Origin of the sequence: Sphingomonas sp. 2378 (assembly GCF_038084995.1) — a bacterium.
Lineage (GTDB): Bacteria > Pseudomonadota > Alphaproteobacteria > Sphingomonadales > Sphingomonadaceae > Sphingomonas.
Window position 1 is genome coordinate 167,720 of sequence record NZ_JAXCMJ010000003.1, and the last position, 22,799, is coordinate 190,518.

23 protein-coding genes and 2 tRNA genes are annotated in these 22,799 nt (G+C 66.7%); 14 read left to right on the forward strand and 11 right to left on the reverse strand.

The features are described from left to right. Positions 1–20: 20 nt before the first annotated feature. Entirely contained in the window at positions 21–980 is a 960-nt protein-coding gene (gene fabD, locus SM191_RS02990; RefSeq protein ID WP_341504921.1) for an ACP S-malonyltransferase, read from the reverse strand. A gap of 258 nt (positions 981–1,238) precedes the next feature. Between fabD and rpsF the strand changes: the two genes are divergently transcribed. Genes rpsF through rplI form a run of 3 tightly spaced genes read left to right on the forward strand, consistent with a single transcriptional unit; the run spans position 1,239 to position 2,482 of the window. Then, positions 1,239–1,649 carry a 30S ribosomal protein S6 gene (rpsF, locus tag SM191_RS02995; RefSeq protein WP_037567458.1) on the forward strand — a complete coding sequence of 137 codons (411 nt, stop codon included), beginning with the start codon at positions 1,239–1,241 and terminating at the stop codon, positions 1,647–1,649. After that, a complete protein-coding gene (rpsR, locus tag SM191_RS03000; RefSeq protein ID WP_007403456.1) occupies positions 1,649–1,873 on the forward strand; it encodes a 30S ribosomal protein S18 in 225 nt (74 codons plus the stop codon). The genes rpsF and rpsR overlap by 1 nt, the downstream gene beginning before the upstream one ends. Positions 1,874–1,885: 12 nt before the next feature. Then, a complete protein-coding gene (rplI, locus tag SM191_RS03005; RefSeq protein WP_341504922.1) occupies positions 1,886–2,482 on the forward strand; it encodes a 50S ribosomal protein L9 in 597 nt (198 codons plus the stop codon). 373 nt (positions 2,483–2,855) lie between these two features. Here the strand turns inward: rplI and SM191_RS03010 are convergent, their stop codons facing one another. Together SM191_RS03010 and mutL are read right to left on the reverse strand one after the other, a co-directional pair. Beyond that, complete coding sequence (locus tag SM191_RS03010; RefSeq protein ID WP_341504923.1) at positions 2,856–3,518, reverse strand: transferase; 663 nt, start codon at positions 3,516–3,518, stop codon at positions 2,856–2,858. A gap of 121 nt (positions 3,519–3,639) precedes the next feature. Next, positions 3,640–5,430 (reverse strand): DNA mismatch repair endonuclease MutL, encoded by a 1,791-nt coding sequence (gene mutL, locus SM191_RS03015; RefSeq protein WP_341504924.1) that lies wholly within the window; start codon positions 5,428–5,430, stop codon positions 3,640–3,642. Positions 5,431–5,564: 134 nt separating this feature from the next. Here mutL and SM191_RS03020 point away from each other — a divergent pair, with 134 nt between their 5' ends. From SM191_RS03020 to SM191_RS03055, 8 genes are all read left to right on the forward strand, one after another. After that, the gene (locus tag SM191_RS03020) at positions 5,565–6,605 is read left to right on the forward strand and encodes a rod shape-determining protein (RefSeq protein ID WP_042482832.1); all 1,041 of its coding nucleotides are present in this window, start codon (positions 5,565–5,567) and stop codon (positions 6,603–6,605) included. A gap of 24 nt (positions 6,606–6,629) precedes the next feature. Beyond that, entirely contained in the window at positions 6,630–7,499 is an 870-nt protein-coding gene (mreC, locus tag SM191_RS03025) for a rod shape-determining protein MreC (protein ID WP_341504926.1), read from the forward strand. Beyond that, positions 7,496–8,020: a rod shape-determining protein MreD gene (locus SM191_RS03030; RefSeq protein ID WP_056437662.1), complete on the forward strand. Its 525-nt coding sequence runs from the start codon at positions 7,496–7,498 to the stop codon at positions 8,018–8,020. Before mreC ends, SM191_RS03030 begins: the two co-directional genes overlap by 4 nt. Before the next feature lie 2 nt (positions 8,021–8,022). Further along, positions 8,023–10,095 carry a penicillin-binding protein 2 gene (gene mrdA / locus SM191_RS03035; RefSeq protein WP_341504928.1) on the forward strand — a complete coding sequence of 691 codons (2,073 nt, stop codon included), beginning with the start codon at positions 8,023–8,025 and terminating at the stop codon, positions 10,093–10,095. Continuing rightward, entirely contained in the window at positions 10,092–11,204 is a 1,113-nt protein-coding gene (gene rodA, locus SM191_RS03040) for a rod shape-determining protein RodA (protein WP_306999894.1), read from the forward strand. The genes mrdA and rodA overlap by 4 nt, the downstream gene beginning before the upstream one ends. A gap of 118 nt (positions 11,205–11,322) precedes the next feature. Beyond that, positions 11,323–11,398 (forward strand) — tRNA-Lys (locus SM191_RS03045). A gap of 77 nt (positions 11,399–11,475) precedes the next feature. Then, on the forward strand, positions 11,476–11,838 hold the full coding sequence (locus tag SM191_RS03050; RefSeq protein ID WP_322963564.1) for a DUF6481 family protein: 363 nt from the start codon (positions 11,476–11,478) through the stop codon (positions 11,836–11,838). Beyond that, positions 11,835–12,506: a spermidine synthase gene (locus tag SM191_RS03055; RefSeq protein ID WP_341504929.1), complete on the forward strand. Its 672-nt coding sequence runs from the start codon at positions 11,835–11,837 to the stop codon at positions 12,504–12,506. Before SM191_RS03050 ends, SM191_RS03055 begins: the two co-directional genes overlap by 4 nt. Positions 12,507–12,556: 50 nt before the next feature. On the opposite strand, the gene SM191_RS03060 is transcribed toward SM191_RS03055, so the two are convergent. From SM191_RS03060 to SM191_RS03085, 6 genes are all read right to left on the reverse strand, one after another. Then, positions 12,557–12,733, reverse strand: a complete 177-nt coding sequence (locus SM191_RS03060; RefSeq protein ID WP_267432409.1) for a DUF4169 family protein — start codon at positions 12,731–12,733, stop codon at positions 12,557–12,559. Continuing rightward, positions 12,733–14,112 carry a phospholipase D-like domain-containing protein gene (locus SM191_RS03065; RefSeq protein ID WP_445949804.1) on the reverse strand — a complete coding sequence of 460 codons (1,380 nt, stop codon included), beginning with the start codon at positions 14,110–14,112 and terminating at the stop codon, positions 12,733–12,735. Before SM191_RS03065 ends, SM191_RS03060 begins: the two co-directional genes overlap by 1 nt. Before the next feature lie 152 nt (positions 14,113–14,264). Continuing rightward, positions 14,265–15,299 (reverse strand): sulfate/molybdate ABC transporter ATP-binding protein, encoded by a 1,035-nt coding sequence (locus SM191_RS03070; protein WP_341504932.1) that lies wholly within the window; start codon positions 15,297–15,299, stop codon positions 14,265–14,267. After that, positions 15,296–16,141: a sulfate ABC transporter permease subunit CysW gene (gene cysW, locus SM191_RS03075; RefSeq protein ID WP_341504933.1), complete on the reverse strand. Its 846-nt coding sequence runs from the start codon at positions 16,139–16,141 to the stop codon at positions 15,296–15,298. Before cysW ends, SM191_RS03070 begins: the two co-directional genes overlap by 4 nt. Then, positions 16,138–16,968: a sulfate ABC transporter permease subunit CysT gene (gene cysT / locus SM191_RS03080; protein ID WP_341504934.1), complete on the reverse strand. Its 831-nt coding sequence runs from the start codon at positions 16,966–16,968 to the stop codon at positions 16,138–16,140. The genes cysW and cysT overlap by 4 nt, the downstream gene beginning before the upstream one ends. A gap of 4 nt (positions 16,969–16,972) precedes the next feature. Then, the gene (locus SM191_RS03085) at positions 16,973–18,019 is read right to left on the reverse strand and encodes a sulfate ABC transporter substrate-binding protein (protein ID WP_341504935.1); all 1,047 of its coding nucleotides are present in this window, start codon (positions 18,017–18,019) and stop codon (positions 16,973–16,975) included. 207 nt (positions 18,020–18,226) lie between these two features. On the opposite strand from SM191_RS03085, the gene SM191_RS03090 reads away from it, so the two are divergent. After that, a complete protein-coding gene (locus tag SM191_RS03090; RefSeq protein ID WP_341504936.1) occupies positions 18,227–19,666 on the forward strand; it encodes an NAD-dependent succinate-semialdehyde dehydrogenase in 1,440 nt (479 codons plus the stop codon). A 105-nt stretch (positions 19,667–19,771) separates the two neighbouring features. Here SM191_RS03090 and SM191_RS03095 read toward each other — a convergent pair whose 3' ends face one another. Beyond that, on the reverse strand, positions 19,772–20,176 hold the full coding sequence (locus SM191_RS03095) for a winged helix-turn-helix transcriptional regulator (RefSeq protein WP_306999875.1): 405 nt from the start codon (positions 20,174–20,176) through the stop codon (positions 19,772–19,774). A 41-nt stretch (positions 20,177–20,217) separates the two neighbouring features. Here SM191_RS03095 and SM191_RS03100 point away from each other — a divergent pair, with 41 nt between their 5' ends. Continuing rightward, complete coding sequence (locus tag SM191_RS03100) at positions 20,218–20,826, forward strand: NAD(P)-dependent oxidoreductase (RefSeq protein ID WP_341504938.1); 609 nt, start codon at positions 20,218–20,220, stop codon at positions 20,824–20,826. Between the two features lie 140 nt (positions 20,827–20,966). Continuing rightward, positions 20,967–21,042 (forward strand) — tRNA-Lys (locus SM191_RS03105). A gap of 99 nt (positions 21,043–21,141) precedes the next feature. On the opposite strand, the gene SM191_RS03110 is transcribed toward SM191_RS03105, so the two are convergent. Next, positions 21,142–22,770 carry a S10 family peptidase gene (locus SM191_RS03110; protein WP_341504939.1) on the reverse strand — a complete coding sequence of 543 codons (1,629 nt, stop codon included), beginning with the start codon at positions 22,768–22,770 and terminating at the stop codon, positions 21,142–21,144. Positions 22,771–22,799: the final 29 nt, after the last annotated feature.

Here is a 22,799-nt window from a genome sequence, read left to right on the forward strand (position 1 = left end):
CTCCGCGTCTCCGCGCGAAATCAAAGCTTCGCCAGCAGCCCCTCGATATCGTCCATCGTCACGACGCTGACCGCCTCGCAGTCCGGCGCGATCCGCTTGACCATCGGGGCGAGGACCTTGCCGCCGAATTCGACGAAATTCGCCACGCCCGCATCCTGCATCGCCAGCACCGATTCGCGCCAGCGGACCATGCCCGTCACCTGCGCCACCAGTAGCGCGCGGATCGCGCCCGGATCGGCGACCGGCGCCGCCTCGACATTGGCATAGACCGGCGCCAGCGGCGCCCGGATCGTCGCTTCGGCAAGCGCTGCCTCCATCGCATCGGCGGCGGGTTGCATCAGCGGGCAGTGGAACGGCGCGGACACCGGCAACAGGACGGCGCGCTTGGCGCCCAGGTCCTTGGCCAGCGCCACCGCCTTCTCGATCGCCGCGCGGTGGCCCGAGATCACCACCTGCGACGGGTCATTGTCGTTGGCGACCGTGCAGACCAGTTCGCCGCCACCCTCGGCCAGGATCGAATCGACCGCCGCGCCCGCGATGGCCTTTGCCTTGTCCAGGTCCGCGCCGAGCAAAGCCGCCATCGCGCCCTCGCCCACCGGCACCGCCGCCTGCATCGCCCGCCCACGCAGCTTCAGCAGCCGCGCGGTCGTCGCGATATCCAGCGCATCCGCCGCGCACAGCGCCGTATATTCGCCGAGCGAATGGCCCGCGACGAAGTCGGCCTTTTCCGCCAGGCGGACGCCGCCTTCCCTCTCCAGCACGCGCAGCGTCGCGATGGCGTTCGCCATGATCGCGGGCTGCGCATTTTCGGTCAGGGTCAGCTCATCGGCGGGGCCTTCGACCATCAGGCGATAGAGATTCTGGCCCAGCGCCTCGTCGACCTCCTGGAACACCTCGCGAGCGATCGCGCTCGCCTCGGCCAGCGCCTTGCCCATGCCGACGGCCTGGCTGCCCTGGCCCGGAAAGATGAATGCACGCATATGTCTTATCTGCCATCAAAGCGTAAGTGGATGGCCCGCGCGGTAGAAAGGTCGCCCGCCGCTGGCAAGTGCGCGCCATCTTCCCCGCTTGCCTTTTGCCCGCGATCCGCTATGAGCCAGCGCACCATTGGGCGGGAAGCACCTGCTTCACCCGCCCTCATGCCATTTTGGCGTGACGGTATTGAAGTATGGAAGACAGCCGGAGGGGCGCACCACATGGGGTGGGCGTCAGCGATCGGCCAACATAAGGTAAGCTGCATGGCTCTTTACGAGCACGTGTTCCTTGCGCGCCAGGATCTGGCACAGGCGCAGGTGGACGCGCTGGCGGAAGCCGCCACGAAGATCGTCGAGGACAATCAGGGCAAGGTCGTGAAGACCGAGACCTGGGGCCTGCGTTCGCTGGCGTACAAGATCGCCAAGAACCGCAAGGCGCATTACGTGATGCTCGAGATCGACGCGCCCGCGGGCGTCGTTGCCGAGCTGGAGCGCCAGACCCAGATCAACGAAGACGTGATCCGCTACATGACCGTCAAGGTGGACGGCCATGAAGAAGGCCCCTCGGTGATGATGCGCAAGCAGGAGCGCGACCGTGAGCGTCGTGCCGATCGTGGCGAACGCCCCGACCGCGCTGACCGCCCCCGTCGTGATCGTGAAGAGGAAGCCGCATAATGGCCCGCCCGTTTTTCCGTCGCCGCAAGAGCTGCCCCTTCTCCGCGAAGGACGCGCCCCGGATCGACTATAAGGACGTCCGTCTGCTGCAGGGCTTCGTGTCCGAGCGCGGCAAGATCGTGCCGTCGCGCATCACCAGCGTGTCGGCCAAGAAGCAGCGCGAGCTGGCCCAGGCCATCAAGCGTGCGCGTCATCTGGGCCTCCTGCCCTACGTCGTGAAGTAAGGGGTCTTACAGATGAACGTTATTCTGCTTGAGCGCGTCGAGAAGCTCGGTGCCATCGGCGACGTGGTTTCGGTGAAGGACGGCTACGCCCGTAACTTCCTGCTGCCGCGCAAGAAGGCGCTGCGCGCCAACGAAGCCAACAAGAAGGTGTTCGAGGCCAACCGCGCCCGCATCGAAGCCGAGAACGCGAACCGTCGCGCCGAGGCCGAGGTCGAGGCGAAGACTTTCGACAACGTGACCGTGACCCTGATCCGTCAGGCGTCGAACGTCGGTCAGCTCTATGGCTCGGTCGCGGTTCGCGATCTGGTCGACGCGCTGGTCGCCGATGGCCACAAGGTCAACAAGGGCCAGATCGTGCTCGACCGTCCGATCAAGGCGATCGGCCTGTACGACGTGCGCGTCGCGCTTCACCCGGAAGTGGCCGTGACCGTCAAGGTCAACGTCGCCCGCTCGCCGGAAGAGGCCGAGATGCAGGCGCAGGGCGTCGACGTGATGTCGTCGATGTTCGAGCGTGACGAAGCCGGCTTCACCGAGGATTACGATCCCAATGCAGAGCCCGGCGCCACCGCCGAGGTTCAGCCGGAGCAGGAAGAAGAAGCGCAGGGTTAATCCCCAGCGCTTCGGCCTTCCGCCGATAAAGAAAGGGCCGTCCGGTATGACCGGGCGGCCCTTTTCGCGTCCTGGGAGACAAAAATCTGGTGCGCGCCTATACCGCGCGCGGATGACCTCAGGGACAGGCGACGCAGGCGCTGACGACAGCGGCCAGCGGAATCAGCGCGAAGATGAGTGGCATGATGTGCTTCATAGAAAAAACTGTCCAAGCTCTTCTTGGGACCGATAATAGACAGCACCGTGTAAAAGTTGCGTTACGATGAACGCATGGAGCGAATTTTTCTCGGTTCGTCGCCAAAGAGGCTCGGTTTATCGCCGATTTACGTGTTGGTTCGAGCGATCATGCAAAGCCCGATCAACGCCTCGATACTCATTCGGCTTGCCGGACAATATCGGCGATAGAGGGGGCCGCATGCGATCCGCCATGATATTGGTCGACCAACTCCAACCGCCCCACGACCGTACCCGGCCGAAGCAGCGCACCGGGGGCAATGACGGCATTCGCGCCAATCCTAACCCCGTCACCGATCAACGCACCGAATTTTGTGACGCCCGTATTGATCACACCCGAAGGTACGGCGATACGGATGATTTTGTCGGTTAGCTCGTTGCGATGATTGGCGACCACCGCGCCCGCTTCGATATTGACGCCCGCCCCGACAATGGAGTCGCCGACGAAGTTGAGATGGGCCAACGCCGCACCATCGAATATAAAACTGTTCTTGACCTCACAATGGGGGCCAAGCGTACAATTTGCCGCGAGATAGACACCGCCTCGCAGATAGCAGCCGGTCGCGACCTGGCAATGCGGACCGATGATCCCGACCCCCTTCAGCGTCACCCCCGATTCGACGTTCGCGGTACGGTGGGCCAGAAATCCGTCATGCCGCAGATATCCATCGCCAAGATGCTCCATTCGCCGAGCAACCATAATTTCGGCGTACGGGACAATCTTCCATGCCAGCGACGCATCATCGCCCCATGCCGATGTCGTCCATGCTGCGACATAGCGGGATATGGCGTGATCGTTCATCCCTGCTCCCTCCCAAGCGTTGGATGATGCCATCTGTCAGGCTCGGATACGGCCCCGATCGACAATGGCGTCATTCCTCCTTCAAGGGCATCTTCCGTTTCGGCATGCCGCAAAAAGGCTGTCACTTCCGCCCGAACAGCTTCTCGATATCGCCATGTTGCAACTTCACCCAGGTCGGGCGACCATGGTTGCACTGGCCGGAATGCGGAGTGACCTCCATCTCGCGGAGCAGCGCATTCATCTCGGCAACCGACAGGATGCGGCCCGCGCGGACCGAGCCGTGGCAGGCCATGGTCGCGGCGACATGATCCAGTCGTTCGCGCAAGGAAAGCGCCTGGTCGAACGCCGCCAGTTCATCGGCCAGGTCGGACACCAGCCCCTTGGGGTCGCTCTGCCCCAGCAATGCGGGGGTCGAGCGCACCAGCATCGCGGTCGGGCCGAAGCGTTCGAGGTCCAGCCCGAACTCGGCCAGTTCCTCCATTCGCGCCTCCAGCCGGTCGCAGGCGGGTTCGTCCAGTTCGACCACTTCCGGGATCAGCATCGCCTGCGACGCCACCCGCCCGCCGGTCAGCGCCGCGCGCATCCGCTCCAGCACCAGTCGCTCATGCGCGGCATGCTGGTCGACCAGGACCAGCCCGTCTTCCGCTTCCGCAACGATATAGGTCTTGGCGACCTGTCCGCGCGCGACGCCCATCGGGAATTGCCGGACCTCGGGCGGCAGCGTGAAGGCGGCTTCGGCGCGGGCCAGCGGCGGGGGGGCCGAAAAGCCGGGGCGCGGCGCGAAGAGCGACGGGCGCTCCATCACCCGTGTTTCCGGACCGGCGGGGGTCCAGTCGTCAGCGGGCGGCATCGCAGCCGCTGGGGCAGCCCCGACGCTCTCCGTCTGCCACATGGCGAGCGCGGACTCGGCGGGCCGCTGCACGCTGCGATGCCCCGCCTCGTCCAGCGCGCGGCGGAGCCCCGAGACGATCATGCCCCGGATCAGGGCGGGGTCGCGGAAGCGGACCTCGGTCTTGGCCGGGTGGACGTTCACATCGACCTCGCTCGGCGGCAGGTCGAGGAACAGCGCGACGACGGCATGGCGATCGCGCGGCAGCATCTCGGCATAGGCGCCGCGAATGGCGCCCATCAGCAGCCGATCGCGCACCGGTCGTCCATTGACGAACAGATATTGATGGTCGGCAATGCCCCGGTTGAAGGTCGGCAGGCTGGCGACGCCGCCCAGCGTCACCGAATCACGGACCCAGTCGATCGCGACCGAATTCTCCGCCAGCGCGCGGTCGGTCAGCCCCGCGACTCGCCCCGGTCGCTCCTCGCCGCCCGGCACGGTCAGTGCCCGCCTGCCGTCATGCTCCAGCGTGAAGGCGATGTCGGGCCGGGCCATGGCCAGGCGGCGCACCATGTCGAGGCAGGCGGCATATTCGGATCGCGGCGAACGCAGGAATTTGCGGCGGGCGGGGACCCGCGCGAACAGGTCCTCCACCACGATCCGCGTGCCCGGCGGCACCGCGGCGGGGCCGTCGCGCAGCACCTCGCCATTGTCGACGACACGGCTCCAGCCATCACGCCCCGCCGGGCGACTTTCGATCGTGACCCGCGCGACGCTGGCGATCGAAGGCAAGGCTTCGCCGCGAAATCCGAGGGTTACGACGGATTCGATCGCCTCGTCGGGCAGCTTGGACGTGCAATGCCGCTCCAGCGCTAGGGCCATGTCCTCCGCCGACATGCCGCATCCGTCATCGGCGACCTCGATCCGGCTGAGCCCGCCCTGACCCAGCGCGACCGCGATCCGGGTGGCCCCCGCATCGATCGAATTTTCGACCAGTTCCTTCAACGCACTGGCGGGCCTTTCGACCACTTCACCGGCGGCGATACGATTGACGAGATGCGGAGGCAGACGCCGTATTGACATGCGGCAAACCCTAGCCCAAGCGACGGCATCCCGCGACCCCGCAAATGACGGTGCAGGCGCCTGTGACGGCTCTTGGCGGCGGTTCGGGATATGAGTCCACGCCCACCCGGTCCACAGACGGAACGAAAGCCTCGATGCCCCTTCCCCGCTTCCTGAAATTCATGTCGCAAGACATGGCGATCGACCTCGGCACCGCGAACACCGTGGTCTATGTCCGCGGACGCGGCATCGTGCTGAACGAGCCGTCCGTCGTCGCGGTCGAGACGATCAACGGCATCAAGCGGGTAAAGGCGGTCGGCGACGACGCCAAGCTGATGATGGGCAAGACGCCGGGCAATATCGAGGCGATCCGCCCGCTTCGCGACGGCGTGATCGCGGACATCGACGTGGCCGAGCAGATGATCAAGCACTTCATCCTGAAGGTGCACGGCCCACGCAAGTTCGCGCGCTGGCCCGAGATCGTGATCTGCGTGCCGTCGGGTTCGACCAAGGTGGAACGTCGCGCGATCCGCGACGCCGCCTCGAACGCGGGCGCGAGCCAGGTCTTCCTGATCGAGGAGCCGATGGCCGCCGCGATCGGCGCCGACATGCCCGTCACCGAGCCGATCGGCTCGATGGTCGTCGATATCGGCGGCGGCACGACCGAAGTGGCGGTGCTGTCGCTCCGGGGTCTGGCCTATACCACCTCGGTCCGCGTCGGCGGCGACAAGATGGACGAGTCGATCGTCTCCTACGTTCGCCGCAACCATAATCTGCTGATCGGCGAAGCCACTGCCGAGCGGATCAAGCAGGAAGTCGGCATTGCGCGTCCCCCGGCGGACGGCATCGGCGTGACGATCCAGATCAAGGGCCGCGACCTCGTCAACGGGGTGCCCAAGGAAATCCAGATCAACCAGGGCCAGATCGCCGAAGCGTTGTCCGAGCCGGTCGCTACCATCGTCGAGGGCGTCCGTGTCGCCCTGGAAAACACTGCGCCCGAATTGGCCGCCGATATCGTCGACCAGGGCATCGTCCTGACCGGCGGCGGCGCGCTGCTCGAAGGGCTGGACGAGGTGCTGCGGGACGAGACCGGCCTGCCGGTGACGGTGGCGGAAGACCCGCTGACCTGCGTCGCCCTGGGCACCGGCCGCGCGCTGGAAGACCCGATGTATCGCGGCGTCCTGCTGAACGGCTAACCTCCAGCATAAGGGGACCGGCGCATGGCGCCCGCCCGCGACCGTCGCACCGGTTTCTCGCGACGGCGGCAATATGGAGCTTTCCTGGCCTATGTGCTCGCGGTGGCGGGTGCGGTGGTGGGTGCGGTGCTGCTTGTCGCATCGACCTTCAACCCGCCCGCCTTTGCCGCCCTGCGCATGACGCTGGGCAGCGTGACCGCACCCATCTCGGGCACGTTCGTCGCGATCGGGGACGCGGTGAGCAGCGTGCCCGACACGATCGGCCATTATTTCTTCGTCCATTCCGAAAACGACCGGCTGCGCGCCGAACTGGAGCAGTCGCGCAAGGTCCTGCTGACGGCGCAGACCATCGCCCATGACAATCGCCGCCTGCGGCGTCTGCTGGCGGTGCGCGACCGTACGCCCGATACCGTCGTGACGGCACGGCTGGTCAGCTCGACGGGGGCCAGCGGCCGCCGCTTCGCGCTGCTCAACGCAGGCCGCTGGCAGGGTGTGGAGCCCGGCATGGCGGTCCGCGGGCCGGAAGGACTGATCGGGCGCGTGACCGAGTCGGGGCCTGCCGCCGCGCGCGTCCTGCTGCTGACCGATCCCGAGAGCATCGTGCCCGTGCGGCGTACCCGGGACGGCATGCCCGCCATCGCCGTCGGGCGTGGGGACGGCACGCTCGACGTCCGGTCGGTGGCCACCAATGTCCGGCTGGGCAAGGGCGACCTGTTCGTGACTTCGGGCACCGGCGGGCTCTATGCCCCGAACATTCCGGTGGCACGCGTCCTCACCGATGGCGGCGACGTCGCGGTGGCGCGTCCCTTCATCCATCCCGACACGCTGGATTTCGCGATCGTTCAGCGCGCCTTCATGCCGATGCCGCCATCAGCGCCGGCACCCCGGCCGTGACCCTCGACGCCTATAACCCCTTCGACCCCGGACTGCCCCCCGCCCGCGCCCGTGCGCTGCCGTGGCTGACCGTGATGGCCGGTTCGCTGACCGCCATCGTGCCGGTGGTGGCGATCGTGCCGTTGCAGCCGCCGATGGGCTTGCTGATGCTGCTCGCCTGGCGGCTGGTCGCGCGGTTTGCGCTGCGCCTGTGGGCGGCCGCGCCGCTCGGGCTGTTCGACGACCTGGTATCGGGGCAGCCGCTCGGCTCCGCCGTTCTGCTCTGGTCGCTGACCTCGCTGGCGATCGATCTGTTCGAGCATCGGCTGGTGTTCCGCGACTTCTGGCAGGACTGGCTGATCGCCAGCGGCGCCATCGCCTTCTGCCTGATCGCGGGGCGTTTCCTGGCCGTGCCGGTCGGCGCGCAGGTCGATGCGCCGCTGGTCATCCAGATCGCCATCACCATCCTGCTGTTCCCGATGGCGACGCGCCTGGTCGCGTGGATCGATCGCAAACGCGGCCGGAATGAGGTAGGGGCCTGAGCATGGATCGCCCCGGCCGGATCATGACCGAGGCCGCGCAGGCCTACAGCTTCTCGCGGCGCGCCTTCGTGCTGGGCGCGGCGCAGGGGGCCGTCGGCCTGCTGCTCGCCGGGCGCATGGCCTGGCTGTCGATCGCGCAGAACGAGAAGTACAACCTCCTCTCCGAGAGCAACCGCGTCAACACGACGATGATCCCGCCGCGTCGCGGCTGGCTGATCGATCGGCACGGCCTGCCCATTGCCAACAACCGCACCGATTTCCGCGTCGACATCATCCCCGACCGGCTGGAGGACAAGGACCGCGTGCTGGCGCTGCTCCGCCAGATCCTGCGGCTGGACGACGAGGCGATGAACCGCATCCGCCTCGACCTGGAACATGCCGCCGGGTTCCAGCCGGTGCAGGTCGCCGAGCGGCTCGACTGGGAACGGTTCGCCGCCGTCAGCGTCCGCCTGCCCGAGCTGCCCGGCGTCCAGCCGACGCGGGGCTTCGCGCGCTTCTATCCGGCGGGCGCGGCGGTGGCGCATCTGACCGGCTATGTCGGTACGCCCACCGCCGAACAGTTCAAGGCGACCCATGACCAACTGCTCGTCACCCCCGGCTTCAAGCTGGGCAAGGACGGGCTGGAAAAGATGCTGGAGCCGGTGCTGCGCGGCAAGCCCGGTGCCAAGCGGGTCGAGGTGACGGCGCGCGGCAAGGTGGTGGCCGAACTCGCCACCCGCCCCGACACGCCCGGCCGCAACATCCGCCTGACCATCGATGCGGGGCTCCAGGAATTCGCGGCGCGGCGGCTGGGCACCAATTCGGGCTCGGCGGTGGTGCTCGACTGCCGCACCGGCGAGACGCTGGCGATGGTGTCGATGCCCGCCTACGACCCCAACAGCTTTTCGGACGGGATCAGCCATCTGGAATGGGCGATGCTGTCGGAGAATGACCATGTGCCCCTGATGAACAAGGTGACCCAGGGGCTGTATCCGCCGGGCTCGACCGTCAAGCCGATGAACGGACTGGCCTTGCTGGCGGCCGGGGTCGGCGCGGACGACCGCGTCCTGTGCACGGGCGCGATGCGGGTCGGCACCGGGATATTCCACTGCCATAAGAAGGGCGGGCACGGCGCGCTAAACCTGAAAGGCGCTATCGAGCAAAGCTGCGACATCTATTTCTACGAGATGATCCGGCGCATGGGGTATGACAAGATTGCGCCGGTCGCACGGATGCTGGGACTGGGGCAGAAATTCGAACTGCCCCTCAATACGCAGCGTTACGGCACCGTGCCGGATTCGGCGTGGAAGCTGAAGAAATACAAGACGAAATGGACCATCGCCGACGGCCTGAATGCCTCGATCGGCCAAGGCTATGTGCTGGCCAATCCGTTGCAACTGGCGGTGATGGTGGCGCGGATCGCCTCGGGTCGCGACCTGAAGCCCAGCCTTTTGTCGCATCAGGTCCATCTCGACGCCCCCGCCCTGCCCCTGGCGTCCGAGCATCTGGCGGTCGTGCGCGACGCGATGTTCGGCGTGGTCAACCAGGGCGGTACGGGCGGCGCGGCGCGGATGCTGGTGCCCGGCGTCGCGCTCGCGGCGAAGACCGGCACCGCGCAGGTTCGCCGGATCAGCATGGCGGAGCGGCGCAGTACCGGCGTGCTCAAGAACGGGCAGTTGCCCTTCAAGCTGCGCGATCACGCGCTGTTCGTCGGCTTCGCCCCCGCCGACAATCCGCGTTATGCCATCTCCGTCGTCCTCGAACATAACGGCCATACCGTGCGCAATCTCGACGCGCCGCTGATCGGGCGCGACATCATGACCTATCTGTTCGACCGGGACCGGGCGCTCGCCTCGCTGGCGGAAGGTGAACCGACCTGGGGCGGCGACATCGCCACCCGGATGCGCGCCGACGAAGCCGCCTATCGGGCCGCCCATTCGCCCAAGCCCGCCTCCGCCGCGACCAAGACCGATGCGGGTGCCGCCACCGACGCCCCCGCGGTCGAGGCCGCGACCAACGTGTCCGACGCCCAGGCCGAGGCGATGGCGACGCGCGAAACCGACCCCAGCGACGATATAGCGGACCCCAATCCATGAGCGGCCCCCGCATCATCCCCGAACCCATCGCGCAACTGCCCTGGCGGGTGATCCTGCTGGTCATGGCGATCGGCTGTTTCGGGCTGGTCGTGCTCTATTCGGCGGCGGGCGGATCGCTGACCCCCTGGGCCAAGCCGCAGGGGGTGCGCTTCTTCGTGCTGCTGGCCGGGTCGCTGGTCCTGTCGCGCCTGCCGCTCGATCTGTGGCGACGGATCGCGATGCCGGGCTATCTCATCCTCGTCGTGCTGCTCGTGCTGGTCGAACTGCTCGGCGCGGTGCGTGGGGGCAGCCAGCGATGGCTGGACGTCGGCTTCATCCGACTCCAGCCGTCCGAACTGATGAAGCTGTTCATCGTGCTGGGCGCGGCGCGCTTCTACGAACTCATGCCTCCTGCCGAAACGCGGCGATTCTCCGGAATATGGCCCGTCGCGGCGATGATCGCGGTGCCCGCCGCGCTGGTGATGAAACAGCCGGACCTGGGCACCGCGCTGATGATCTGCGCGGGCGGGGCGACCGTCATGTTCCTGGCGGGGGTGCCCTTGCGCCTCTTCATCGGCGGGGCGATGGCGCTGGCGGTGGCCGCGCCGCTCGCGGTCAATTTCGTGCTGCACGATTATCAGCGCAACCGGGTGCTGATCTTCCTCGACCCCGAAAGCGATCCGCTCGGCACCGGCTATCATATCAGCCAGTCCAAGATCGCGATCGGATCGGGCGGCATATGGGGCAAGGGCTTCCTCAACGGCACGCAGAGCCATCTCGACTATCTACCGGAAGGTCATACCGATTTCGTCTTCGCGACCATGGCGGAGGAATGGGGGCTGATCGGCGGGTGCCTGTTGATCTTCGCGTTCCTGATGGTCATCCGTTGGGGCCTGAACGTGGCGCAGGCCGCACCGACGCGCTTCGCCCGGCTGACCGCCGCCGGACTGTCCACCACGATCTTCATCTATGTCATGGTCAATCTGATGATGGTCATGGGTCTCGCGCCCGTGGTCGGCATCCCCCTGCCCCTGGTCAGCTATGGCGGATCGTCGCAGATGACGGTGTTGCTGTGCCTGGGCATATTGATGGCGATCGACCGGGAAAACCGACGCGCCGCGCGCTGGTGACCCCCAAAAAAAGTGGCGTCATTCGCCGAAAAGCATTTGCAAAGCGGGAAGGCGATGCTAAAGGCGCGCCTCCCGATCACGAGGCGGGCCGCCGGACGGCCTGACGAGCGTGACGACCGGACGCATAGCTCAGTTGGTAGAGCAGCTGACTCTTAATCAGCGGGTCCTTGGTTCGAGCCCAAGTGCGTCCACCAGTTTCTACGACGGCTCCGCAGCGATGCGGGGCCGTTGTGCTATGGGGCCCAGCGCCCCCAAACGGGATAGATGATTGATGGCAGGATATAAGGTTCCCGGTTTCGCCGATCGTGCATCGGCCTCGCGCGATGCCAAGGCGGCGGCACTCGAAAAGTTGCGCAACAAGGCCGCGCCCGATCCGGCGGTGGTTGCCGCCCGCGCCGCCGCGCGCGAGGCCAAGGAGGCCGCCGAGGCCGAGCGTCGCGCCGCGCACAAGGCCGCGATCGAGCAGGAAAAGGCTGCGCGCGAGGAAGCCCGCGCCAAGGCCAAGGCCGAGGCGGACGCCGCCGCAGAGGCCGCTGCCGCCGCCGCGCGTCCGCCGGTGGTCCCGACCGCCGCCGAGCTGAAGGCCGCCCGCGACGCCCGCTACGCCGCTCGCAAGGCACGCCAGGGCAAGTGACCCCGCGCGAGCTGCTGGGCGTCGCCGAGGTGCCCGGCGGCGAGCCGCTACGCCTGTTCCGGCGCGGCAAGGACTTCATGATCGTCCTCGACCGCAACGAGCTGATGAGCACGCGGATGAGCGGCTCGGAAGTGGCGCTGGGCACGATGACCTGCGACCGGCTGGACGGGCGGAATGCGCCGCATCTGCTGATCGGCGGCTATGGCATGGGCTTTACCTTACGCGCGGTGCTGGCGCGGCTGGGCAAGGATGCGCGGGTCACCGTCGCCGAGCTGGTGCCAGGCATCATCGAATGGGCGCGCGGACCGATGGCGGAACTGACCGCCGGGTGCCTGGACGATCCGCGCGTGACGCTGGCCATGGGCGATGTCGGCAATGCCATCTATGCGGGGCGCGGCACCTATGACGCGATCCTGCTAGACGTGGACAATGGCCCCGACGGTCTGACCCGCCCGGCCAATGACGGGCTATATTCGGCCCGTGGGCTGGACGAGGCGCGCATCGCGCTTCGCCCGGGCGGCGTGCTGGCGATCTGGTCCGCCGCGCCCGACCCCGTCTTCACTCGCCGCCTGTCTCGCGCGGGCTTCACCGTGGATGAAGTGAAAGTGCGGGCGCGTGAGAACGGCAAGGGCGCGACCCACACCATTTGGTTCGCGACCCCGCGCTGAGACCGGTTCATTTCTCCCCTGCAAGGGGAGGAATGCCGATTGCCCAAACGTCAATCCTCGCGCTTGGCCCCGTCCAGTTCCTTGCGCAGCCGCTCCTGCTCCACCGCATCGCGCTGCTTCTCCGCCTTGGTTCGACCGAAACGCGCCCGGTTCTCGGTCGCCTGTTGTTCGGCCGCCTTGCGTACCAGAGCCTTGCGCGCCTGACGGAAATTGACGACCTCGCCCATCAGCGCCGCCGCAGCCGCCGGAAGAGGCCCTTTCGCGCGGTCAGCGATTCGAACATCTCGGCGGGGCCTTCGGGGTCCAGCACCTCGTTGTCGGCCAGCCATTCCTCGACGCTCGACAGATCGGGCGCTTCATAGGGGCGCAGCGTCCGCCCCCCGGTCCCTCGCAGCTGTTCGACCGCGCTTACCAGCGAGCCGGTCTGCGCCACGGCCTCGGCCACGTCGCCAGGGGCCACGCCCAGATGCTCGCCAAGCAGATCGTCGCGAATCGCGCCGATCCGCCGTCCCGCCGCGCTGTCGGGTTCGACCGCAATGGCCAGATCGCATTCGGTATCCAGCCGCATCGAGCGGTTGTTGAGGTTGGACGATCCCAGCCGGAAGACCCGGTCGTCGGCGATCAGGATCTTGGCATGGCAATAGATGGGCTCGCCCCCCGCCGTGAAGGGATGATAGAGCCGCAACCGTCCATGCCGATCCCGCCGCCGCAGCGCCTCGATCAAACGCGCGCGCGCCGTGTCCATCGCGATCGGCTCCAGCCAGCCTTGCGCGGTCAGCGGGTTGACGATGACGAATTCGGGGCCGTCCGCTTCGTCCAGCCGCTTGGCGATCGCCTCCGCCACCCGGCGGGAGGCGAAATACTGGCTCTCGATATAGACATAGCGTTCGGCCCGCGCGATCTGCGCCAGGAACAGCGCTTCATTCTCATGCACCGGGGCCTGATCGTCCATTTCGGGCATGGTCCTCGCGATCGCGACCGGCTGGTCGATGAAGTCGGGCTCCAGTCCCTCGGGCCAGCAGCTTGCACCCGGCACTGCCGGTGCCATGCGCTTGCCGCCTGCCAGATGCCAGCGCTCGCGGAACAACTCGCCCAGCGCATGGGTCACGGGCCCCTCGACCGCGCTGATCGCGTCGTGCCATGGCTTGTAGGGCTGGCCGCCGGGACGCTTGCGACCGGGGTCGTTGTCGCGATGCTCGCGCGTGTCCCAGCGGTCGCTGGTCATGTCGATCCCGCCGCAAAAAGCCAGCTGATCGTCGATGATGACGATTTTCTGATGATGCGAGGCGGCGATGGGATGATGGCCGTCCATCTTGGTATGGATGCGCTTGTGCGCCATCCACTTCATCACCGTGAAGAAGGTCCGCCCCCGGAACAGCGACTTGATCGCCCCCGTGTCCCAGCGGAGCAGATATATCTCAAGCTCCGGCTGCCGCTGGACCAGCGAATAGATGAAGTCGCCCACCGTCTCGCCGGGCGCTTCGTCGTGATCCAATATGATCCGCGCGTCGAAGTCCCAGCCGATCAGCAAAATCTGCCGCCGGGCATTCAGCATCGCGCGGCGGGCCATGCGGAAATATTTCTCCGCGTCGATGATGACCGCCATCCGGTCGGCCTGTTCGATCCGCCAGCATTCCTGTCCGACCTTCACGCCGATCTCCCGATTACCGCCGCGTCATGCCCGGACGATCCGCCGCTGGCAAATAGCGAAGCGGGCGTCCAGGCGAATTGTCAGAAATCGGCAAACACAAAAGCCGCTCAAAATATCCGATAGCGGAGGGGGCGGATCGCCAGACAATCTCCGGCCGCCGCCTCGACCGCGACCGGCAGATCGAAGGTCAGCGGCTCGGCCACCCCGGCGACCTGCGCGGTGATCCGGCGCGACCGTCCGATCGGGCGAGCGGTCAGGACGGTGACCGCCAGGGCGTCCTTGTCCCCCCTCTCGGCCAGTTCGACATCGTGCGGGCGAATATGAATCTCGCCCACCCCATGCCCGCGCGCCTCATCGGGCAGGACCGCCAGCCCCTCGCCGACCACCGCCGCCCCTTCGCGGCGCATGACGGGCAGGCGGTTCGTCTCCCCGATGAAGGACGAGACGAAGGCGGTGGCGGGCGCGCTCTGCACCTCGTGCGGGGTGCCAACCTGTTCGATCACGCCGCCGCGCATCACCACGATGCGGTCGGCGATCTCCAGCGCCTCTTCCTGGTCGTGCGTCACGAAGATCGAGGTCAGCCCCGTCTCGTCATGAATGCGCCGCAGCCAGCCCCGCAAGTCCTTGCGCACCTGCGCGTCCAGCGCGCCGAAGGGCTCGTCGAGGAGGAGCAGGCGCGGCTCGATCGCGAGCGCGCGGGCGAGCGCGACACGCTGCCGCTGGCCGCCCGACAATTGGGCGGGGAAACGGTCGCCGATATCCGGCAACTGGATCAGCGCGAGCAGCTCGGCGACCTTGGCCGCGATCACCGCCTTGGCGGGCCGGTCGCGCCGCTTGCGGACCGTCAGGCCAAAGGCGATGTTCTGCGCCACCGTCATGTGGCGGAACAGCGCATAATTCTGAAAGACGAAGCCGATGCGGCGTTCGGTGGCGGGGGTCCCGGTCATGTCCTGCCCTTCGAACAGCACATGCCCCTCATCGGCGAAGTCCAGCCCCGCGATGGTGCGCAGCAGCGTCGTCTTGCCCGAGCCGGACGGCCCCAACAGCGCCAGGAACTCACCCGGCTTCGTCTCAAGAGAGACGCGATCCAGCGCGGTAAAACCCCCGAAACGGCGGGAGATCTTCTCGACAGTGATGCTCAATGCGCGGCTCCCGCCCGGTGGATGCCGAAACGCCATTCCAGCACGGTCTTCACTCCCAAGGTCACCAGCGCGAGCGAGGCGAGCAGAGACGCCACCGCGAACGCGCCGACAAAGTCATATTCATTGTAAAGGATCTCGACATGCAACGGCATGGTGTTGGTCAGCCCCCGGATATGTCCCGACACCACCGACACCGCGCCGAACTCGCCCATCGCGCGGGCATTGCACAGCAGCACGCCGTAGAGCAGCCCCCAGCGGATATTGGGCAGGGTGACATGCCAGAAGGTCTGCCATCCGCTCGCCCCCAGCGAGCGCGCCGCCTCCTCATCGTCGCGGCCCTGTTCGGCCATGAGCGGTATGATCTCCCGCGCGACGAAGGGAAAGGTCACGAACACGGTCGCCAGCACGATGCCGGGCACCGCGAAGATGATCCGCACGCCATGCGCGGTCAGCCACGGCCCCAGCCATCCTTGCGCCCCGAACAGCAGCACGAAGATCAGCCCCGACACCACCGGCGACACCGAAAAAGGCAGGTCAATCAGTGAGATGAGCAGGCTTTTTCCACGAAAGTCGAACTTCGCGATCGCCCAGGACGCCGCCACGCCGAACACTGCGTTGACCGGCACTGAAATGGCCGCGACCAGCAGGGTCAGGCGGATCGCCGCGAGTGCGTCGGGATCGGACAATTCTGTCGCGAACGTCTCCCACCCCTTGGCCAATGCGCCCACGAAGACCATCACCAGCGGCAGGAACAGGAACAACGCCAGGAACAGGAAACCGGTGCCGATCAGCGCCCGGCGTGCCCAGGGGCTTTCGATGGTGGTGGGGTTGGAGCCGCTCATCGCGTCCCCCGCTTGGCGCGCCACGCCTGGAGCAGATTGACGAACAACAGCATCGCGAAGGACAGGACCAGCATCACACAGGCGATGGCGGTCGCGCCGTCATAGTCGAACTGTTCGAGCTGGGTGATGATCAGCAGCGGTGCGATCTCCGACTTGAAGGGCATGTTGCCCGCGATGAAGATGATCGAGCCATATTCGCCCACCCCTCGCGCAAAGGCGAGTGCGAAGCCGGTCAGCAATGCAGGCGCGATGGCGGGCAGGATGACGTGGCGAAACGTCTGTGCGCGGGTCGCCCCGAGCGTCGCCGCCGCCTCTTCCACATCGCGCCCCAGATCGGCCAGCACTGGCTGCACCGAGCGAACAATGAACGGCAAGCCAATGAAAACCAGGGCAATCGTTACGCCCAGAGGCGTATAGGCCACCTTGATCCCCAGCGGCGCCAACATCGACCCGACCCAGCCATTGTCCGAATAGAGCGACACCAGCGCAATGCCCGCCACCGCCGTCGGCAACGCGAAGGGAAGGTCGACCGCCGCGTCGATCAGCTTCTTGCCCGGAAATTCGTAGCGGACCAAGATCCACGCGATCAACAGCCCGAACACCGCATTGACCGCCGCCGCCGCCAGCGCCGCGCCGAAGCTCAACCGGTAAGCGGCCAATGCGCGCGGCGACAACCCGACCTCGGCAAAGCCTTCCCAACCCATGCCCGCCGCCCGGATGACGAGCGCGGACAGCGGCACCAGAACGACCAGCCCCAGCCAGAACAGGGTCATGCCCATGGTCAGGCCGAAGCCCGGCAGCGCCGAGCGGCGCTTTGCAGCCCTCATGCCGTTAGCGCCGCGCGGCCTTGCCGGCATAGATGGCGTCGAACACGCCACCATCCGCGAAGAACCGCTTCTGCGCCGCCGCCCAGCCGCCAAAGTCCTGGATCGTCACCATCTCCAGCTTGGGGAAGGTCGTGGCATATTTCGCCAGCACTGCCTGATCGCGCGGACGATAGAAGTTGCGCGCCGCGATCTCCTGCCCTTCCGGGGTATAGAGGAACTTCAGATATTCGGTCGCGACCTGTTCGGTGCCATGCGCCTTGGCATTGGCGTCGACCACCGCGACGGGCGGCTCGGCCAGGATCGATATGGAGGGGGCCACGATGTCGAACTTGCCTGCGCCCAGTTCCTTTTCGGAGAGCAGCGCCTCATTCTCCCAGGCGATCAGCACGTCGCCGAGACCCCGCTCGACAAAGGTCGTGGTCGCCCCGCGCGCGCCCGAATCGAGCACCGGCACATGCGAATAGAGGTCGGCGACGTATTTTTGCGCCGCCGCGTCCGACCCGCCCGCCTTCTTGCCATAGGCCCAGGCCGCCAGGAAATTCCACCGCGCGCCGCCGCTGGTCTTGGGGCTGGGGGTGATGACCTGCACGCCGGGCTTCACCAGATCGGCCCAGTCGCGAATGCCCTTGGGATTGCCCTTGCGCACCAGGAACACGATGGTCGAGGTGTAAGGCGAACTGTTGTCGGGCAACCGGCTCTGCCAGTCGGCGGGGAGCAGCTTGGCCCGCTCGGCGATCGCGTCGATGTCATAGGCGAGCGCCAGCGTCACCACATCGGCCGACAGCCCGTCGATCACCGAACGCGACTGTTTGCCCGATCCGCCATGGCTCATGCGGAAGGACACGGTCTGGCCGGTCCTGGCCTGCCACTGTTTGGCGAAGGCGGCGTTGACGTCCTTGTACAGTTCGCGCGTCGGATCATAGCTGACGTTCAGCAACTCGACCGAGCCCTTGCCGCCATCGCCTCCGCCCGAACAGCCGGACAGGCCGCCAGCCAGACCGACCGCCCCGATCATCAATGCGGCCATCATGGCCGGAAATGGTGCTCGCATACGGACCCGTCCCTTTTCGTTTCGGCGCACAACCTATCTCGATCCCCCCGATAGGAAATGCCGGAATGCTTGGGACGCACAAAGCCCCGCTTTTGCTCCCCCGATCCGGACAGAAGCCCGGTTCGGCACGACCGGCCCTTGCATCGATAGCCGCCAGGGCCAATCTCCCGCCCGCATCAAACGCTTACAGTCTTGGAAAGGACGCGCATGACCGCCCCCGATTTTGACGTAAAGACCGGCCTCTATATCGGCGGCGAATGGCTGGGGCCGGAGGGGCGCGAGACGCAGGCCGTGCTGAACCCCGCGACCGGCCAGCCACTGGGCGACCTGCCGCTCGCGACCACCGCCGACATGGACCGCGCGCTGGAGGCCGCCGCGCGCGGCTTCGACCTGTGGCGCAAGACCGCGCCCCAGGAACGCGCCGCCATACTCCACCGCACCGCCGCCCTGGTCCGCGAGCGCGCCGAGGATCTCGCCCGCCTCGCCACGTTGGAGGAAGGCAAGCCCATCGTCGAGGCGCGCGGCGAGGTCGCGGCCACCGCCGCCCTGCTCGACTTCCACGCTGGGGAAGCGGTCCGCATCTATGGCCGCGTCCTGCCGCGTCCCACCGGCACCCGCTCGCTGGTGCTGCAACAGCCGGTCGGCCCGGTCGCCGCTTTCTGCGCCTGGAACTTCCCCGTCATGAACCCGGTGCGCAAGCTGTCGCCCGCCATCGCCGCCGGTTGCTCGGTGATCCTCAAGCCCAGCGAGGAAACCCCCGCCAGTGCGATCGCGATCCTGCGCTGTTTCCAGGATGCGGGCCTGCCGGGTGACGTCGCGCAGCTCGTCTTCGGCGTGCCCGACGCCGTGTCGCGCCACCTGCTCGCCTCGCCGGTCACGCGCAAGCTCAGCTTCACGGGGTCGGTGCCGGTCGGCAAGCATCTGCTCAAGCTCGCCGCCGACACGGTGATGAAGTCGACCATGGAACTGGGTGGGCATGGCCCGGTGCTGGTCTTCGACGACTGCGACCTCGACAAGACGCTCGACACGCTCGTCACCCACAAGTTCCGCAATGCGGGCCAGGTCTGCGTCGCCCCCACCCGCTTCCATGTGCAGGAGGGGATTTACGAGCGCTTCGCCAAGGGTTTTGCCGAGCGCGCCGCCGCGCTGAAGATCGGTGACGGCCTGTCCGCCGACACGCAGATGGGCCCGATGGCCAATCCCCGCCGCCCCGAAGCGATCGGCGCGATGATCGAGGATGCGGTGAAGAACGGCGCGCGCAAGCTGACCGGCGGCGAGGCGAAGAGCGGAGACGGCTTCTTCTTCGCCCCCACCGTGCTGGCCGATGTGTCGCTGGAGGCAAAGGCGATGAACGAGGAGCCGTTCGGCCCGATCGCGCTGATCCGTCCCTTCGCCACCACCGAGGACGCCATCGCCGAGGCGAACCGCCTGCCCTTCGGCCTGGGTGCGTACTGCTTCACCGAGAATGGCCGCCGCCAGAACCAGTTGGGCGACGAGATCGAGGCGGGCATGGTCGCGATCAACACCGTCCGGCTCAGCTGGGGCGACGCGCCGTTCGGCGGGGTCAAGGAAAGCGGCTATGGCTCGGAGGACGGGCCGGAAGGCATCGCGAACCATATGATTACGAAGTCGGTCCACATCGCCTGACGGCTCGCCCCTCCACCACCGGGCTGACGCCCGGCGGTCCCCTTCCCCATCCCCGATGCGGACGGGGGACCGCGACCGAAGGGCATGGTGGAGGGGCAGGCCCCGTCAGCCTCGAGCCCGATACGCCGCCCGCGCCGCCTCCACCTCCGCCTGGTGCGCATCCGCCCAGCGGATCAGCCCGCGCATCGGCTCCAGAAACGACCGCCCCAACTCCGTCAGGCGGTATTCCACGCGCGGCGGCACCTCGGGATAGACGGTCCGCTCGACGAACCCATCCTCTTCCAACCTGCGGAGCGTCCGCGACAACATCTGTTTCGACACGTCCCCGATCCGGCGCAGCAACGTGTTGAAGCGCAACGTTTCCGGCTCCAGCGCGGCGAGGATCAACAGGCTCCATTGATCCCCGATCCGGTCGAGCACGTCGCGGATCGGGCAACCGCCCTCCCCGGTCAGGCCGGTGTGACCTGGTCCCTCGAAAAGGACGTCTTGTGGCGCGGTGCTGCTCTGCATAACTCCAAGGTCTACAAAGTGGACCATCGGAAGGAAAGACCATGAAGATCGCGCTGATCGGAGCCTCGGGAAATGCGGGCTCGCGTATCCTGAGGGAGTTGTCGGATCGCGGCCATGCCGTGACCGCGATCGCCCGCACGCCCGAACGGATCGCGACGCTGCCCGGTGTGACCCCGGTTGCAGGCGATGTGAGCGACACCACCGCACTTGTCGAGACATTGCGCAGGCATGACGCCGTCATCAGTTCGGTCCATTTCCTCACCACCGACGCGCAAGGCCTGATCGACGCCGTCCGCGCCTCCGGCGTGACGCGCTATCTGGTCGTCGGCGGCGCGGGCAGCCTGGAGATCGCACCCGGCCAGCGCCTGATCGACCAGCCCGACTTCCCGGAGGCGTACAAGGCAGAGGCGCGTGCGGGCGCGACCTTCCTCGACCTGCTGCGGGGCGTGGACGATCTGGAATGGACCTTCCTCTCGCCCTCGGCGATGTTCGTCCCCGGCGAGCGGACGGGCCGGTTCCGCCTCGGCATCGACCGGCTTCTGACCAACGACCAAGGCAGCCGCATCTCGTTCGAGGATTACGCCATCGCCCTGGTCGACGAGATCGAACAGCCCCGCCACATCCGCCAGCGCTTCACCGTCGGCTATTAACGCTTGCCCCCGGCCAAGATCGGAGAAGCGGCCCCGCGACAATAAAAATGTCAAAAACCCCCTTGGCAGGTCGGAGTCGCTCCGCTAACAGCGCCCGACCAGCCGGGGACACCCTCCCCGCCTAGCCGAAAATCGGCGATGGACGCATAGCTCAGTTGGTAGAGCAGCTGACTCTTAATCAGCGGGTCCTTGGTTCGAGCCCAAGTGCGTCCACCATTTTCCAGAATTTATCCGATACTTACTCGTTATGGGCGATACGGCTCGTAACCTGTCTGCTGGGCGGCAACGGTCCGACCGTCACCGCCCCTCTGCCGTTCAGTTTGCTCCGCTTCGACCTGAGGGCGTCGCCCCCTGCCCCGAAGGCGGAACCGGCGGCGTCGCCGATTTCGCATCGCTCACCGCCTCGTCATACCAACCGGCCAGGTCCGCCTTCATGCTCCGCAGCGCATCCGGGTTCAGGTAGGTCATGTGCCCCGCCGGATAGTAGGTGAACCGCAGATTCGCCTGTTGCGCGGGCTCCAGCATCATATGGCCCAGGTCGTTCTCCGTCCCGAAGAACGGCGTCGCCATGTCGTAATAGCCGTTCATCGACAGCACCTTGAGATACGGGTTCGCCCGCATCGCGGCGGCCAGGTCGATCGCGGTGTTGGGATTGTTCTGCCCCCCGTCGGGCGACTTGTGCTTCCAGTTCCAGGTCCAGCCCGCCGCATCGCGCGCCGACAGGCGATAAGGCAACTCGGTCTTGTAGCCGAGCGTCGATTGCAGATAATCCTGGAAGGACGCGATATAAGCTCCTGAAATCGCGTCCGAAGAGGCATCCGTCTCCGGCCGCTCGCCCGCCGCGTCGGTGTCGATTCCCAGATAGCGGGAGTCGAACCGCCCCACCGTCCGGGCCGACCCGCGCAGCAACTCCTTCTGGAAGCGCGGCAGGTCGATGCGCAGATTGGCGCGCTTGATGAACTCGGGCGAAATGCCGATCAACCGGCTCATCTGCTCGGCGATCTGGTCGCGCTCCTGGGGCGAGATGCTCTGCCCCTTGGCCAGCGCCGACATATAGGGTCCGACCGCGAAGGCCCGTGCCTGCGCCACCACCGTCGCGACATCGGCCGGGCGATCGGCCAGACGGTTGTGATACCAAGCGGTCGCCGCATAGCTGGGCAGGTAATTGAGATAGACCTGATCCAGCCCCGGCTGGCGATAACCGTAATTCATGATCGAACTGAGCAGCACCACGCCGTTCAGCGCCATGCCCTTTTCCTGCAACTGATACGCCAGCGCGCCGGAGCGCAACGTGCCATAGCTTTCGCCGAGCAGGAACTTCGGGCTCATCCAGCGGCCATATTTGGTGACGTAACGCTGGATCGCGCCCGCGAACACGTCGACATCCTCATCCACGCCATAGAATTGCGCGGGCTTCATATCGCCCAGCGGTCGGGAATAGCCGGTGCCGATCGCGTCGAGGAACACCAGGTCGGTCTTGTCGAGCAGCGAGTCCGGGTTGGGCCCCACGTCATAGGGCGCCGGTCGGACGAATTCCGGGCTGGTCGTGCGGATGCGGATCGGCGCGAACGACCCCATGCGCAGCCAGAAGGAGGGTGAGCCCGGCCCGCCATTATACAGGAACGTCACCGGCCGCTTGGTGCCCGGCTTCACGCCATCGAGCGTATAGGCGGTGTAGAACATCGAAGCGGTCGGCTTGCCCTCGATATCGCGGACGGTCAGCGTCCCCGCCGAGGCGACGTAGGGATAGCTGCGACCGTTGATCGTCACGCTATCCTTGTGCCGCACCTCGGTCTCGTCGAGCGGTGCGCGCGCCCAGGCCGCCTCCGCCTCGGCCTTGGCGGCTTCGTGATGCGGGGTCTTTTTCTCCCCCTCCTCCTGCGCGGCGAGCGGCGCGGTCAGGGCGGTGGGGGCGAGAAGCAGGACAAGGCTGTTGCGGATCACGAAGAGCTCTCGATTGAATGACGGAGCCG

What these genes read in the sequence shown, in the direction of transcription:
- rpsF (WP_037567458.1), top strand. Translation starts at nt 1,239, where the DNA reads ATGGCTCTTTACGAGCACGTGTTCCTTGCGCGCCAGGATCTGGCACAG.
- SM191_RS03100 (WP_341504938.1), top strand. Translation starts at nt 20,218, where the DNA reads ATGAAGATCGCGCTGATCGGAGCCTCGGGAAATGCGGGCTCGCGTATC.
- SM191_RS03060 (WP_267432409.1), bottom strand. Translation starts at nt 12,733, where the DNA reads ATGGGCGAGGTCGTCAATTTCCGTCAGGCGCGCAAGGCTCTGGTACGC.
- cysW (WP_341504933.1), bottom strand. Translation starts at nt 16,141, where the DNA reads ATGAGCGGCTCCAACCCCACCACCATCGAAAGCCCCTGGGCACGCCGG.
- SM191_RS03085 (WP_341504935.1), bottom strand. Translation starts at nt 18,019, where the DNA reads ATGCGAGCACCATTTCCGGCCATGATGGCCGCATTGATGATCGGGGCG.
- rplI (WP_341504922.1), top strand. Translation starts at nt 1,886, where the DNA reads ATGAACGTTATTCTGCTTGAGCGCGTCGAGAAGCTCGGTGCCATCGGC.
- SM191_RS03090 (WP_341504936.1), top strand. Translation starts at nt 18,227, where the DNA reads ATGACCGCCCCCGATTTTGACGTAAAGACCGGCCTCTATATCGGCGGC.
- SM191_RS03010 (WP_341504923.1), bottom strand. Translation starts at nt 3,518, where the DNA reads ATGAACGATCACGCCATATCCCGCTATGTCGCAGCATGGACGACATCG.
- SM191_RS03065 (WP_445949804.1), bottom strand. Translation starts at nt 14,112, where the DNA reads ATGGCGGTCATCATCGACGCGGAGAAATATTTCCGCATGGCCCGCCGC.
- mrdA (WP_341504928.1), top strand. Translation starts at nt 8,023, where the DNA reads ATGGATCGCCCCGGCCGGATCATGACCGAGGCCGCGCAGGCCTACAGC.
- rpsR (WP_007403456.1), top strand. Translation starts at nt 1,649, where the DNA reads ATGGCCCGCCCGTTTTTCCGTCGCCGCAAGAGCTGCCCCTTCTCCGCG.
- SM191_RS03020 (WP_042482832.1), top strand. Translation starts at nt 5,565, where the DNA reads ATGCCCCTTCCCCGCTTCCTGAAATTCATGTCGCAAGACATGGCGATC.
- rodA (WP_306999894.1), top strand. Translation starts at nt 10,092, where the DNA reads ATGAGCGGCCCCCGCATCATCCCCGAACCCATCGCGCAACTGCCCTGG.
- SM191_RS03095 (WP_306999875.1), bottom strand. Translation starts at nt 20,176, where the DNA reads ATGCAGAGCAGCACCGCGCCACAAGACGTCCTTTTCGAGGGACCAGGT.
- mutL (WP_341504924.1), bottom strand. Translation starts at nt 5,430, where the DNA reads ATGTCAATACGGCGTCTGCCTCCGCATCTCGTCAATCGTATCGCCGCC.
- SM191_RS03050 (WP_322963564.1), top strand. Translation starts at nt 11,476, where the DNA reads ATGGCAGGATATAAGGTTCCCGGTTTCGCCGATCGTGCATCGGCCTCG.
- mreC (WP_341504926.1), top strand. Translation starts at nt 6,630, where the DNA reads ATGGCGCCCGCCCGCGACCGTCGCACCGGTTTCTCGCGACGGCGGCAA.
- fabD (WP_341504921.1), bottom strand. Translation starts at nt 980, where the DNA reads ATGCGTGCATTCATCTTTCCGGGCCAGGGCAGCCAGGCCGTCGGCATG.
- cysT (WP_341504934.1), bottom strand. Translation starts at nt 16,968, where the DNA reads ATGAGGGCTGCAAAGCGCCGCTCGGCGCTGCCGGGCTTCGGCCTGACC.